This window comes from Streptomyces griseorubiginosus (assembly GCF_017614965.1).
In the GTDB taxonomy this organism is placed as follows: Bacteria; Actinomycetota; Actinomycetes; order Streptomycetales; family Streptomycetaceae; genus Streptomyces; species Streptomyces griseorubiginosus_B.
On the sequence record NZ_WVUG01000251.1, the window covers coordinates 1 to 13,204 of the forward strand.

Sequence of the window (13,204 nt, forward strand, 5' to 3'; positions counted from 1 at the left end):
CCCCAAACCCCCGCCTCGGACGCATCAGCGCCTGAAGACTCCGCACGCAAGGCCCCCGCGTCCGAAGACCCGACGCCGGAAGCCTCCGCGCCCCGGACTCCCGCACCCGACGCCCCGGCGTCCGCAGACCGTGCGCCCGACGCCCCGGCGTCCGCAGACCGTGCGCCCGACGCCCCGGCGTCCGCAGACCGTGCGCCCGACGCCCCGGCGTCCGCAGACCCTGCGCCCGACGCCCCGGCGTCCGCAGAACCCGCGCCCGAGGACATCAGCCCCGAAGACCCCCCAGGAGGCCCGCAGTGAACGACGCTCTCGACGTCGCTCTTCGACTCCTGGTCGTCTTCGTCGTCTTTCTCACCTTCCCCCTGATCGTCGGTCAGACCGAGCACAAGGTGATGGCCCACATGCAGGGCCGCCTCGGCCCGATGTACGCGGGCGGATTCCACGGCTGGGCCCAACTCGTCGCCGACGGCGTGAAGTTCGCCCAGAAAGAAGACGTCGTACCCGCCGGCGCCGACCGCCGCGTGTTCCAGCTCGCCCCCGCCGTCGCCCTCCTGCCGTACCTCGTTGTCCTCCTCGCCATCCCCATCGGCCCGGGAGAGGGCGCCGTCGGCCAGGTCCTGGACGCCGGCATCTTCTTCGTCCTCGCGGTGATGGGCATCGGCGTCCTCGGCTCCCTCATGGCCGGCTGGGCCTCCGCCAACAAGTTCTCCCTCCTCGGCGGCCTCCGCACCGCCGCCCAACTCCTCGCCTACGAACTCCCCATGCTCCTGGCCGCCGCCTCCGTCGCGATGGCGGCCGGCACCGTCTCCCTCCCCGGCATCCTCGACGCGTTCCACTGGTGGTGGCTGCCCTGGCAGATCGTCGGCGCCGTCGTCTTCTTCGTCGCCGGCCTCGCCGAACTCCAGCGCCCGCCCTTCGACATGCCCGTCGCCGACTCGGAGATCATCTTCGGCGCCTACACCGAGTACACCGGCCTGCGCTTCGCCCTGTTCCTCCTCGCCGAGTACGCCGGGATCATCGTCCTGTGCGGCCTGACCACCGTGCTTTTCCTCGGCGGCTGGCACGGCCCCTGGGGCGCCGACGGCCTCGGCTGGGTGTGGACCCTGCTGAAGACGGCCCTCCTCGCCTTCGTCGTGATCTGGCTCCGCGTCACCTATCCCCGCCTGCGCGAGGACCAGCTCCAGAAACTCTCCTGGACCCTCCTCGTCCCCCTCTCCCTCGCTCAGATCGCCCTCACCGGCATCGTCAAGGTGGTGATCCAGTAGCCATGGCCGAGCCCGTCCCGTCCACCCGGCGCGGCGCTGCCCCGCCCACCAGGCCCCGCATCCCCGGCTCCGGCCTGGCCAAGGGCCTGGCCGTCACCCTCCGCACGATGACGAAGAAGACCGTCACCGAGCAGTACCCGGACGTCCAGCCCGACCTTCCGCCCCGCACCCGAGGCGTGATCGGCCTGTTCGAGGAGAACTGCACGGTCTGCATGCTGTGCGCCCGGGAGTGCCCGGACTGGTGCATCTACATCGACTCCCACAAGGAGACCGTCCCGCCGGCCGCCCCCGGCGGACGTGAGCGCAGCCGCAACGTCCTGGACCGCTTCGCCATCGACTTCTCCCTGTGCATGTACTGCGGTATCTGCATCGAGGTCTGTCCTTTCGACGCCCTGTTCTGGTCCCCGGAGTTCGAGTACGCCGAGACCGACATCCGCGAACTCACCCACGAACGCGACAAGCTCCGCGAATGGATGTGGACGGTGCCGGCCCCACCCGCTCTCGACCCCGGCGCGGAGGAGCCGAAGGAGATCGCCGCCGCCCGCAAGACCGCCGAGAAGCTGGCGGCGGCACAGACGGGGCCGACCGAGCCGCAGGGAGAACAGCCGTGACCCTCTCCGCCGCGGAACACGGCTTCCTCTCCCCGACCGGCGTCGAGATCGCCTTCCTCCTCGTCGGCCTGGTCACCTTCGGCGCCGCGCTCGTCACCGTCACCACCCGACAACTGGTGCACGCCGCCCTCTGGCTGGTGGTCACCCTCGGTGGCCTGGCCGTCGAATACCTCCTGCTCACCGCCGAGTTCATCGCCTGGGTGCAGGTCCTCATCTACGTCGGTTCCGTCGTCGTGCTCCTCCTTTTCGGTCTCATGCTCACCAAGGCCCCCATCGGCCGATCCCCGGACGCCGACTCCGGAAACCGGTGGGCCGCCCTCACCGTGGCCGTCGCCGCGGCTGCCGCCCTGGTCTGGGTCGTCGTCGACGCCTTCCGCACGACCTGGGTCGACCTGGACGGCCCGGCCTCCGGAACCACCGCCGTGACCGGCGCCAGCCTGTTCCAGAACTGGGTCCTTCCCTTCGAGGCCCTCTCCGTCCTCCTCCTCGCCGCACTGGTCGGCGCCATCGTCCTGTCCCGCAAGGCGAAGGCCGAGTCGAACTCTCCCCCTGTGAACTCCCGAGCCACGACCGGTGGTTCCCCATCCGTCCCGGATTCCCGGAATCACCCGATAGGGGGACAGGCCCCCGTCGGGCAGTCGAAGTCCGCCGTAGAGCAAGGCCCGGCCGAGCAGGAAGGCGCCCGCTGATGCACCTCGCCTATCCCGCCGTGCTGGCCGCCCTCCTCTTCTGCACGGGCCTGTACGGAGTCCTCGCCCGCCGCAACGCGATCCTCGTGCTGATGTCGGTCGAGCTGATGCTCAACGCCGTCAACCTGAACCTGGTCGCCTTCGACGTCTGGCTCAGCCGGACCACCCGGGAGACCCTGCACTCCGGTCAGGCCCTGACCCTGTTCACCATCGCCATCGCCGCCGCTGAGATCGGCATCGGCCTGGCGATCGTCCTCGCCGTCTACCGCAACCGCGGCACCTCGGACATCGACAAGCTCCGGGACACCGCCGAGGGCCACGAGACCGACGGCCCCGACAGCGACGCCCTCACGGCCGAGCAGGCCGGCCGGGCCGGGAAGACCGAGGCCACCGCGTGACCACGACCACCCTCGCCGTCCTCGTCCCCCTCCTGCCCTTCCTGGGGGCGGCCGCAGGCCTGCTGCTGGGCCGTACGGCTCCCGGCTTCGTCCGGCCGCTGGCCGTTGTGCCGATCCTCGCGGCCCTCGTCCTCGCCGTCCTCGTCGCGGCGGACCAAGGGGGCGGACAGGCTCTCGACGCGACCACCGAGCTCACCCCCACCGGCTCCGTCCCGATCGAGCTCTCCGTGCACATCGACGGCTTCGCCGCCCTCGTCGCCGTCCTGGTCGGCGTGGTCGCGACCTGCGTGCAGGTCTACTCCACGGGGTACCTCCGCGACGATCCGCGCTACCCCTCGTACGCCGCTCTCGTCTCCCTGTTCACCTCCGCGATGCTGCTCGTCGTCTACTCCGGCGACCTGATCGTGCTGCTGGTCGGCTGGGAGATCATGGGCATCTGCTCCTACTTCCTCGTCGGCCACTACTGGGAGACCCCCGAGGCCCGTGCCGCCTCCATCAAGGCCTTCCTGGTGACCAAGCTCGGTGACGTCCCCTTCCTGATCGGCCTGTTCGCGCTCGCCACCGAGACCGGCTCCTTCCGCATCACCACCGTCCTCGGTGCCGTCGCGCACGGCGGACTCGACCACCCGACCGTCATCGCCCTGCTGCTCCTGGCAGGCGTGGCGGGCAAGTCGGCGCAGTTCCCGCTGCACACCTGGCTTCCCGACGCGATGGCGGGTCCGACGCCCGTCTCCGCGCTGATCCACGCGGCGACGATGGTGGCCGCCGGCGTCTACTTCGTCGCCCGTCTCCTCCCCGTGTTCGAGGCCAGCCGGGCCGCGATGGTCGTCCTCGCCGTCATGGCAGCCGTCACGATGCTCGGCTCCGGCCTCGCCGCGCTCGCCCAGGACGACATCAAGCGGGTCCTCGCCTACTCGACCATCGGGCAGCTCGGCTATATGACCGGCGCCCTCGCCGTCGGCGAGCGCGGGGCCGCCGTCTTCCACCTCCTCACACACGGCGCCTTCAAGGCACTGCTGTTCCTCGCCGCCGGCGTCGTCATCCATGCCGCCGGCACCAACTCGCTGGCCGCCATGTCCCGCATGACCAACCTGCGCGACCGCGTCCCGGACGCCTTCTGGACGATGACCGTGGCGCTGCTCGCCCTCGCCGCGATCCCGCCCTTCAGCGGCTTCTTCTCCAAGGAGTCCGTCCTGGGCGCCGCCGAGCACGTCGTCACCGGCCACGCCGAGCAGATCCCCGAAGCCTCGGGCTGGATCACTCTCGTCGCCGGTCTGGTCACGGCCCTGCTCACCGCCGCGTACGCGACCCGCCTGTGGCTGCTGGCCTTCCACGGCCGAGGCGCCGAAGCTCCCGACCACGGCAGGCAACCCCTGACCATGACCGTCGTGCTGTGGGTGCTCGCCGTCCCGTCTCTCGCGCTGGGCGCGTTCACCTTCCGCCTGCTGCCGGACTGGTTCGACGGCCACGACCTCACCCCGACCCTGATCACCTCCGTCGTCGGAACGGGCCTGGCCCTGGCCGGCGTCATCGTCACCTACGCGGCCTGGCGCCACACCACCGCCCTCGCGGCCCGGGTCCCGCTGGGAGCGGTCGCGGCCCACCCCGAGGGCGACGCCGGGCTCGTCGAGGCCGAGGCGATCGCCAGCCACGCCCCCGTGTACGGAGGAGTGGCCTACGCGCCCGATCCCGCCGACCCAGGACGGCTGCTGCTCGGTCCGCTGCACCGGCACGCGGCCGTCGGCTTCCACCTCGACGCCGTCTACGCGACCCTCTTCGTCCGCCCGGTCCAGGCCGGAGCGAGCCTTGTGAGGTTCTTGGACCGGGAGGTCGTCGAGACCTACGTACGCGGTGCGGGCGCCCTGCCCCGACTGCTCGGAGCCGCCGTACGCCGCGCCCAGACCGGCAATGTGCAGACCTACGTGAGCGCGCTGCTCGCCGGCACCGTCGTCCTCGCGGTCGCCGTCCTCCTCGTCGCCACGGGAGCGTGAGCAGGCGTGATCGATATCAACGAGTCCGTGATGCAGTTCCTTCTGGCGTTCGTCGTCCTCGCCCCGCTCCTCGGCGCGGTCGCGGCTCTTCTGCCCGCACCGCCCGGGCTGAAGGGGAAGTCGCCCGGGCAGGCCGTGCTCCGGCACGGCGTCACCGTGACCGGCGCGGTCCTCATCGCAACGATCGTCCTCGCGGTCGGCTTCGACCACGACCATCCGTCGAAGATGCAGGCCACGACCGACATCAGCTGGATCCCAGCACTCGATGTGCGCATCCACCTCGGCATCGACGGCATCTCCCTCCCCCTTCTGGTCCTGACCGCGCTGCTGACCTTCCTCTGCGCGCTCTACTCGTACTTCAAGATGCCTGCGGGCCCGACCCCGAAGGCCTTCGTCGCGCTGCTGCTCGTCCTCGAGTCCGGCACCCTCGCGACCTTCGCCGTCCTCGATCTGCTGCTGTTCTTCCTGGCGTTCGAGATGGTGCTCGTCCCGATGTACTTCCTCATCGCCCGCTGGGGCGGCGAGGGCAGGACCCGGGCCGCCTGGCGGTTCATCCTCTACACACTGCTCGGTTCGGTCGTCATGCTGCTCGGCCTGCTCCTGATCGGGATCAAGGCCGGCACATTCGACATGGTGGCACTCGCCACTGACAACGGCCGGTCACTCACCGCATCCGTCCAGGTCATCGCCGTTCTGGCGATCGGGATCGGGCTCGCGGTCAAGACGCCGATGTGGCCGCTGCACAGCTGGCTGCCCGACGCCCACACCGCCGCCCCGACCGTCGGTTCGGTCCTGCTGGCCGGTGTCCTGCTGAAGATGGGTACGTACGGGTTCGTCCGCATCCTCCTCCCGATCGCGCCGGACGGTTTCCGCACCTTCGCCCCCTACCTCGCCGCCTTCGCCGTCGTCGGGATCATCTATGGATCCCTGGCCTGCCTGTCCCTCGCCAAGCAGGGTGCGAAGGGCGACCTCAAGCGGCTCATCGCCTACTCCTCCGTCGGCCACATGGGCTTCGTCCTGCTCGGCATCGCGACCATGACCCCGACCGGCGTCAACGGCGCCCTGTTCGCCAACATCGCCCACGGCCTCATCACCGGCCTGCTGTTCTTCCTGGTCGGAGCGCTCAAGGACCGCACCGGCACGACCGACCTCGACACCCTCGCCGAGGAGACCGGCGCCGCGCTCTACGGCAAGGCCCCGCGCCTCGGCGGCCTCCTCGCGTTCGCCGCGGTCGCCTCGCTCGGACTGCCGGGACTGGCCGGGTTCTGGGGCGAGATGCTGGCCCTGTTCGGCGCCTTCAAGCCGGCCACGGACCTCAGCCGCCCCGCCTTCCTCACCTTCATGGCGATCGCGGCCTTCGGCACCCTCCTCACCGCCGCGTACATGCTCGTCGTCGTCCGCCGCGTCTGCATGGGCGCCGTACCGCAGGAAGCGCCGAAACTCGCCGACGTCCACACGTACGAGTTCGCGGCCTGGACCCCGCTCGTCGCCCTCACCGTCGTCGCCGGGCTGTGGCCCAGGGCCCTTCTCGGCCTGACCGACCCGGCCGTGCAACAGCTCCTCGCAGGAGGCACCCGATGAGCGCCCTGGCCGCGAACCTCGTCCAGTCCGTCGACTGGCTCGCCATCGCGCCCCCCACCATCGCGGCAGCCGTCGGACTCGTCGTCCTCGTCGCCGACCTGTTCGTGCCCGAGCCCCGCAAACCGCTCCTCGGCCGGCTGTCCGTAGCAGGTCTCGCCGCAGCCGCACTGATGCTCCTGCCGCTCCTGGACGGCGACCGTGCCACCTTCTGCGTGAACGGCACACACGCGTGCAGCTACACCGCCGACCGCTTCACCCTGGTCATCCAGTTCCTGGTCCTCGGCGGAGCTCTTCTGGCTGCCCTGCTGTCGGTCACCACCCTGAGGGACGCGGACAGACGACTCCCCGAAGGGGAGTACTGGTTCCTCCTGCTGTCCTCCGCCGCCGGCGCCGCCCTCCTGCCGGCCTCCCGCGACCTCGCGACCCTCATCGTCGCCCTGGAGGTCGCCTCCCTCCCCGTTTTCGCCCTCGTCGGCATCCGGCACGGCGACAAGAAGTCCTCGGAAGCCGCACTGAAGTTCTTCCTGTCGTCGGTCACCGCGACCGCCGTCAGCCTCATGGGCATCAGCTTCGTGTACGCGTCCACCGGCACCCTCTACCTCACCCAGGTCGCCGACCGCATCCAGCACGTCGAGGGCCAGTTCCACACCCTCGCCCAGACCGGCGTCGTCCTCACCCTCGTCGGCTTCGCCTTCAAGACCGCCGCCGTGCCCTTCCACTTCTGGGTCCCCGACACCTACGTAGGAGCCCCACTCCCGATCGCCGCCTACCTGTCGGTCGTGGGCAAAGCGGTCGGCTTCACCGGCCTGATCCTCGTCACGGTCGTCGGATTCCCCTCGTACGCCGACGTCTGGGGCCCCGCACTCGCCGCCCTGGCCGCCCTCACCATGACCGTCGGCAACGTCGGCGCCCTGCGCCAGCAGGCCACGCGCGCGTACAGCGCCGTACGCCTCCTCGCCTGGTCCTCCGTCGGCCAGGCCGGCTACCTCCTCGTACCGATCGCTGCGGCCGCCTACTCGAACGACGCCGAACGCTCCATCGGCTCCACGGTCGCCTACGCCCTCATGTACGCGGCCGTGAACCTCGGCGCCTTCGCCGTGGCCGCGGTCGTGGGCCGCACCAGGACCGCGAACCGCATCACCGACTACCGCGGCCTCTACGCCACGAACCCGCTCGCCGCCCTCCTCCTCGCCTTCTTCCTGCTCTGCCTGGCGGGACTGCCACCGGGCATCATCGGCCTGTTCGCCAAGGTCACCGTCTTCTCCGCCGCCGTGAACGCGGGCCTGGGCTGGCTGGCCGTCGTCATGGCCGCCAACGTCGTGATCGCCCTCTTCTACTACCTGCAGTGGACGGCGCTGCTGTTCCGAGCCCCCGAGGGGGAGCCCGTCAGACACCGCCTCCCGGCACCCCTCACCGCCGCGATCACCCTCACCGGGGTCCTCGGCGTCGCCCTCTCCGGAGCCCCCCAACTGGTCCTGCGGTTCGCCGACACCGGCCTCTTCTGAACCTCCGCCGGGCCCGTCACCCGCACGGCCGAGGCATGCCGCCGTACGCACAAGGGAACTAGTGACCTTCGCCTGGCGTTGAGCTGGGCGGGAGGGTCCACTGGACGTGTCACCACGGGCCAGTGGCATCGGAGACAGCAAGCACCATCCGCAAGCAAAGGGTTCCCCTGCTGCACGACTTGGAGGGCGTACCGTGCACCGCCGGCACAACGGGCTAAGGACCGCAGTACTCCTCGGAGGACTGTCCGCCCTCATCATCGTCATCGGCAGCTTCTTCGGCCGCATGGGGCTCGTCGTAGCGGTTCTCGTCGCGCTGGGCACGAACGCGTACGCGTACTGGAACAGCGACAAACTGGCGCTACGCGCGATGCGCGCGCGCCCGGTGAGCGAGTTCGAGGCCCCGGCCCTCTACCGCATGGTCCGCGACCTCTCCACCCAGGCCCGCCAGCCCATGCCGCGCCTGTACATCTCGCCGACGGAGGCCCCGAACGCCTTCGCCACGGGCCGCAACCCGCGCAACGCCGCCGTGTGCTGCACGGAAGGCATCATGCGCATCCTGGACGAGCGTGAACTGCGCGGAGTCATCGGCCACGAGCTCAGCCACGTCTACAACCGCGACATCCTCATCTCGTCGGTCGCCGGAGCCCTCGCCTCGGTGATCATGTTCCTGGTCAACTTCGCGTGGCTGATCCCGATCGGCCGTTCGGACGACGACGACGGTCCCGGCATCCTCGGCATGCTGCTCATCATGATCCTGGGCCCGCTCGCGGCCACCCTCATCCAGCTGGCCATCAGCCGCTCGCGTGAGTACGAGGCCGACGCGTCCGGCGCCCAGCTCACCGGCGACCCACTCGCCCTCGCCAGCGCGCTGCGCAAGCTGGAGACGGGCACCCAGCAGCTGCCGCTGCCTCCCGAGCCGCGCATCGAGACCGCGAGTCATATGATGATCGCGAACCCCTTCCGTCCTGGTCAGGGACTCTCCAAGATGTTCTCGACGCATCCGCCGATGGCGGACCGCATCGCCCGCCTCGAGAAGATGGCAGGTCGCCCCCAGTGAAAACCATCCTGAACGTCATCTGGCTGGTCCTCAGCGGCTTCTGGCTGTTCCTCGGATACGTGGCCGCGGGACTCCTGCTCTGCATCACGATCATCGGCATTCCCTTCGGAATCGCCGCGTTCCGTATCGGCGTCTACGCCCTGTGGCCCTTCGGATACACCACGGTCGAGCGACGTGACGCCGGTGCGCCCTCATGCGTGGGCAACGTCCTGTGGCTGGTCCTCGCGGGCTGGTGGCTGGCGCTCACGCACATCGTCACCGGCATCGCGCTGTGCATCACGATCATCGGTATCCCGTTCGGCATCGCCAATTTCAAGCTGATCCCGGTCTCCCTGCTGCCGCTCGGCCGCGAGATCGTACGCACGGACGAGCCCTTCGCGGCCCGCTGACCTCCCGGCCGTTTCAACAAAACGGCACGCCCCTGCTCCACCTACACGCGGCCCGACCGGAAGACTGGCGATTTCGCCGGACCCCGGCCCGGGCCGCCGCGTTTTCCACAGCCGGCGCTTTCCCTCAGCCGAGGTTTTCCACAGCCGACGTTGTCCCCAATCCCACGGTTGTCCACAGGCCGGCCCGGTTGTCAGTGGTGGCTTGCATCATGAACCCATGACCGAGAACGAGCAGTTGCTGGCACGGGGGGCCGCCAAGGCACGCAACACCCGCCCCTGGGGCTGGCCTTCCCTCCCCGAGCCCGTCGACGAGGCGACCCTGGCCCGCGCCGAGGCCGCCCTGGGCTTCACCCTGCCGTCGCTGCTCTCCGACCTGTACCTGCGGATAGGGGACGGCGGATTCGGCCCGGAATACGGCCTGTTGCCCCTGCTCGACAGCCCGCCTGCCGGTGAGCCCGCTGCCGTGGTGCAGTACCTCGCCAACCGCGACAGCGGCCGCAAGGACCCCGACTGGCCCTGGCCCGAAGGCGTTCTGCCGATATCCCACTGGGGATGCGCCATGTACGCATGCGTGGACTGCCGCTCCCCGCAAGCCACGGTCCTGCTGTTCGAACCCAACCCGGGCGACCCCGACCGAGCCTGGTTCGTGGACACCCCGGACCTCGCGGACTGGCTGCGGGCCTGGGTCGACGGCACAGGCTGGTACGACGTGATGGACGACGAGTTCCAGATGCCTGCCTGGACCGACTTCCGTATACGCACGGCGCAGGCGTCCGCTTCCTGACACCGCCCCGGCACTCAACACACCGCCCCGGCACTCAACACACCGCCCCGGCACTCAACACACCGCCCGGGCGCTCAATGACCGCCTACACCTGGCGCCGCCCCACGACCCGGCGCCGTACGCCGTACGCCACCACACCCACCGCCAACACTGCCGCGCCCACCACCGTCGAGACGCCCGGCAGCGAGAACGCCAGCACCACGCAGCCGACGAGTCCCACCGTCGGCAACAGTCGCGCCTTCGGAGCCGGATCGAGGGTCCAGGCGGATGCGTTGGCCACGGCGTAGTACGCCAGCACACCGAAGGAGGAGAACCCGATCGCGCCCCGGACGTCCACCGTGGCGGCCAGGACGGCGACGACCGCGCCGACAGCCAGTTCGGCACGGTGCGGCACCTGGAAGCGCGGATGCACGGCCGACAGCGCGCCGGGCAGATACCGGTCCCGAGCCATGGCCAGCGTCGTCCGTGAGACACCCAGGATCAGGGCGAGCAGCGAGCCCAGCGCGGCCACCGCGGCACCCACCCGCACGACCGGCACCATCCCAGGCGCCCCGGCAGCCCGCACCGCGTCGGCCAGCGGGGCCCCCGCCCGCCCGAGACCATCGGCACCGAGCACCGAAAGCACGGCCACGGCCACACACACGTACACCGCGAGCGCGATGCCCAGAGCCAGCGGGATGGCACGGGGGATGGTGCGCGCGGGATCCCGCACCTCCTCACCGAGGGTCGCGATGCGGGCGTACCCCGCGAACGCGAAGAACAGCAGACCGGCCGCCTGCAGCACCCCACCCGCACCGCCCGACGTCCCGACGCTCAACTGCCCGGCCTCGGACGCCCCGGACCCCAGGCACACGACCACCACGGAAGCGAGGACAGCCAGCACCACCGCCACGATGGCCCGCGTCAGCCAGGCGGACTTCTGGATGCCGCCGTAGTTCACCGCCGTCAGCGCCACCACGGCGGCGACCGCCACGGCATGCGTCTGCTCCGGCCAGACGTACGCGCCCACAGTCAGCGCCATCGCCGCACAGGAGGCCGTTTTCCCGACGACGAACGACCAGCCCGCGAGATAACCCCAGAACGCACCTAGCCGCTCGCGCCCGTACACGTAGGTGCCGCCGGAGGCCGGATACAGCGCGGCCAGCCGCGCTGACGACGTGGCGTTGCAGTACGCGACCACGGCGGCGACCGCCAGACCGACCAGCAGCGCCGAACCGGCGGCACGTGCCGCCGGCCCGAGGGCGGCGAAGATGCCCGCCCCGACCATCGAGCCGAGCCCGATGACCACGGCGTCCCCGACCCCCAGGGTGCGCCGTAGCTCGGACGCGGCGCCGGAATGCGTCATGTCCGGCACCCTACTGATCGCCGCAACCGAGAAGTGCCGCCGTGACGTCCTCTATCCCAACAGAGAACGAACAGGCGCGCGACGAGCCGGTCGTACCGACCGACCGGCCCCCGGCCCGCGCACCACGGACGCACGACGCGCGGCGCACAGCATGTCCGCACCGAAATCACACCGTACGGACAGTGCAAGCACAGTGCGGAAGGGCAGGTTCACGGCATGACGATCATCAGCTGGATCATTCTGGGGCTGTTGGCCGGGGCCATCGCCAAGTTCCTGCTGCCGGGCCGCGACCCGGGCGGCTTCATCGGAACGACGCTCATCGGTATCGCCGGCGCGTTCATCGGCGGCTGGATCTCGGCCCGCTGGCTGGACCATCCGATCTCCAAGAACTTCTACGACGGCGCCACGTGGGCAGCGGCGATCGGCGGCTCGCTGGTCCTGCTGATCGTCTACCGCATCCTGTTCGGCAACTCGCGCGACTGAGCACCACCGAGTACACCCCCGGACCGCAGCCAGCAGGGGAGAAGGGTGGGCACCGACGGGTGCCCACCCTTCTCGTACACCGGAGGAGTCAGCGACTGCCTGATGCCGCCGATGCTGCCGATGCCGCCGATGTCACCGGTTCCGCCGGTGTCACCGGTAGTTCACGAACTGGAGCGCGAAGTCGAAGTCCTTGCCCTTCAGGAGGGCGATGACGGCCTGCAGATCATCCCGGCTCTTGGAGCTGACGCGCAGTTCGTCACCCTGGACCTGGGCCTTCACACCCTTCGGACCCTCATCGCGGATGATCTTCGCCACCTTCTTCGCGTTCTCCTGGGAGATGCCCTCCTCGATCGACGCGAAGATCTTGTACTCCTTGCCCGAGAGCTGGGGCTCGCCCGCGTCCAGCGCCTTCAGGGAGATCCCGCGCTTGATCAGCTTGGACTGGAAGACGTCGAGGACGGCCTTGACCCGGTCCTCGGAGTTCGCCTCCATGAGGATCTTGTCACCGGACCACGAGATCGAGGCTCCCACGCCCTTGAAGTCGTAGCGCTGCGAGATCTCCTTGGCGGCCTGGTTGAGGGCGTTGTCGACCTCCTGCCGCTCGACCTTCGAGACGATGTCGAAACTGGAGTCGGCCATGTCCTGTGGCTCCTTGTATCGGGGTGCGTGTGGGGTGCGGATCGGCGGGCGTGGGGGTGACCGCCGAGCCCGGCGTGTTGCCCGGGCCGCATCCGCTCAAGCCTAGCCACCCACGGTCCTCCGAGCGCAGATCAATCGGGTGGCGAAGCACCCCTCGGCATCGGGTATTGTTTACGTCGTTGCCAGGGAGCACCGCCGAAAAGCGGTTCGAACGGCAGCAACCCCGGCGGTGTGCCCGAGCGGCCAAAGGGAGCAGACTGTAAATCTGCCGGCTCAGCCTTCCCAGGTTCGAATCCTGGCGCCGCCACGCTGAGAAAGAGACCCCCTCCATTCTGCGGAGACGCAGAGCGGAGGGGGTCTTTGCGTGTGGGCTGTGGGGGTGGGCTGCGCGGTCGGGCTGACCGCCCCACACGGTTGGCGGCCGTACGGTTCCCGGTCGTGATCGCCCACCCTCGCCCTCACACCCC

The 13,204-nt window shown here is 70.0% G+C and carries 13 protein-coding genes and 1 tRNA gene; 12 read left to right on the forward strand and 2 right to left on the reverse strand.

Annotation, left to right across the window (positions count from 1 at the left end; translation table 11 throughout):
- The first annotated feature begins 296 nt into the window (after positions 1–296).
- From GRC12_RS33130 to GRC12_RS33175, 10 genes are all read left to right on the forward strand, one after another.
- A complete protein-coding gene (locus GRC12_RS33130; protein ID WP_208783361.1) occupies positions 297–1,265 on the forward strand; it encodes a complex I subunit 1/NuoH family protein in 969 nt (322 codons plus the stop codon).
- A 2-nt stretch (positions 1,266–1,267) separates the two neighbouring features.
- Complete coding sequence (locus GRC12_RS33135) at positions 1,268–1,876, forward strand: NuoI/complex I 23 kDa subunit family protein (RefSeq protein WP_208783366.1); 609 nt, start codon at positions 1,268–1,270, stop codon at positions 1,874–1,876.
- A complete protein-coding gene (locus GRC12_RS33140) occupies positions 1,873–2,565 on the forward strand; it encodes an NADH-quinone oxidoreductase subunit J family protein (protein ID WP_208783368.1) in 693 nt (230 codons plus the stop codon). Before GRC12_RS33135 ends, GRC12_RS33140 begins: the two co-directional genes overlap by 4 nt.
- Positions 2,565–2,963: an NADH-quinone oxidoreductase subunit NuoK gene (nuoK, locus tag GRC12_RS33145; RefSeq protein ID WP_133043332.1), complete on the forward strand. Its 399-nt coding sequence runs from the start codon at positions 2,565–2,567 to the stop codon at positions 2,961–2,963. Before GRC12_RS33140 ends, nuoK begins: the two co-directional genes overlap by 1 nt.
- Positions 2,960–4,954, forward strand: coding sequence for an NADH-quinone oxidoreductase subunit 5 family protein (locus GRC12_RS33150; RefSeq protein WP_208783370.1), 1,995 nt, complete (start codon positions 2,960–2,962; stop codon positions 4,952–4,954). The genes nuoK and GRC12_RS33150 overlap by 4 nt, the downstream gene beginning before the upstream one ends.
- 6 nt (positions 4,955–4,960) lie before the next feature.
- On the forward strand, positions 4,961–6,535 hold the full coding sequence (locus GRC12_RS33155; RefSeq protein WP_208783372.1) for an NADH-quinone oxidoreductase subunit M: 1,575 nt from the start codon (positions 4,961–4,963) through the stop codon (positions 6,533–6,535).
- Complete coding sequence (locus GRC12_RS33160) at positions 6,532–8,040, forward strand: NADH-quinone oxidoreductase subunit N (RefSeq protein WP_208783374.1); 1,509 nt, start codon at positions 6,532–6,534, stop codon at positions 8,038–8,040. Before GRC12_RS33155 ends, GRC12_RS33160 begins: the two co-directional genes overlap by 4 nt.
- A gap of 193 nt (positions 8,041–8,233) precedes the next feature.
- Positions 8,234–9,097, forward strand: coding sequence for a zinc metalloprotease HtpX (htpX, locus tag GRC12_RS33165; RefSeq protein ID WP_208783378.1), 864 nt, complete (start codon positions 8,234–8,236; stop codon positions 9,095–9,097).
- Positions 9,094–9,486, forward strand: coding sequence for a YccF domain-containing protein (locus tag GRC12_RS33170; protein WP_208783379.1), 393 nt, complete (start codon positions 9,094–9,096; stop codon positions 9,484–9,486). Before htpX ends, GRC12_RS33170 begins: the two co-directional genes overlap by 4 nt.
- 217 nt (positions 9,487–9,703) lie before the next feature.
- Entirely contained in the window at positions 9,704–10,270 is a 567-nt protein-coding gene (locus GRC12_RS33175; RefSeq protein ID WP_208783381.1) for an SMI1/KNR4 family protein, read from the forward strand.
- Positions 10,271–10,355: 85 nt separating this feature from the next.
- Here the strand turns inward: GRC12_RS33175 and GRC12_RS33180 are convergent, their stop codons facing one another.
- Positions 10,356–11,615, reverse strand: a complete 1,260-nt coding sequence (locus tag GRC12_RS33180; protein WP_208783383.1) for an APC family permease — start codon at positions 11,613–11,615, stop codon at positions 10,356–10,358.
- Positions 11,616–11,831: 216 nt separating this feature from the next.
- Here GRC12_RS33180 and GRC12_RS33185 point away from each other — a divergent pair, with 216 nt between their 5' ends.
- Complete coding sequence (locus GRC12_RS33185) at positions 11,832–12,098, forward strand: GlsB/YeaQ/YmgE family stress response membrane protein (RefSeq protein ID WP_133043324.1); 267 nt, start codon at positions 11,832–11,834, stop codon at positions 12,096–12,098.
- 150 nt (positions 12,099–12,248) lie between these two features.
- On the opposite strand, the gene GRC12_RS33190 is transcribed toward GRC12_RS33185, so the two are convergent.
- Positions 12,249–12,737 (reverse strand): YajQ family cyclic di-GMP-binding protein, encoded by a 489-nt coding sequence (locus tag GRC12_RS33190; RefSeq protein WP_019756392.1) that lies wholly within the window; start codon positions 12,735–12,737, stop codon positions 12,249–12,251.
- A 225-nt stretch (positions 12,738–12,962) separates the two neighbouring features.
- Between GRC12_RS33190 and GRC12_RS33195 the strand changes: the two genes are divergently transcribed.
- Positions 12,963–13,044 (forward strand) — tRNA-Tyr (locus GRC12_RS33195).
- The last annotated feature ends 160 nt before the right edge of the window (positions 13,045–13,204 follow it).

Coding starts and splice junctions, on each gene's coding strand:
- GRC12_RS33135 (WP_208783366.1), top strand. CDS start 1,268: ATGGCCGAGCCCGTCCCGTCCACCCGGCGCGGCGCTGCCCCGCCCACC.
- nuoK (WP_133043332.1), top strand. CDS start 2,565: ATGCACCTCGCCTATCCCGCCGTGCTGGCCGCCCTCCTCTTCTGCACG.
- GRC12_RS33160 (WP_208783374.1), top strand. CDS start 6,532: ATGAGCGCCCTGGCCGCGAACCTCGTCCAGTCCGTCGACTGGCTCGCC.
- GRC12_RS33175 (WP_208783381.1), top strand. CDS start 9,704: ATGACCGAGAACGAGCAGTTGCTGGCACGGGGGGCCGCCAAGGCACGC.
- GRC12_RS33180 (WP_208783383.1), bottom strand. CDS start 11,615: ATGACGCATTCCGGCGCCGCGTCCGAGCTACGGCGCACCCTGGGGGTC.
- GRC12_RS33185 (WP_133043324.1), top strand. CDS start 11,832: ATGACGATCATCAGCTGGATCATTCTGGGGCTGTTGGCCGGGGCCATC.
- GRC12_RS33190 (WP_019756392.1), bottom strand. CDS start 12,737: ATGGCCGACTCCAGTTTCGACATCGTCTCGAAGGTCGAGCGGCAGGAG.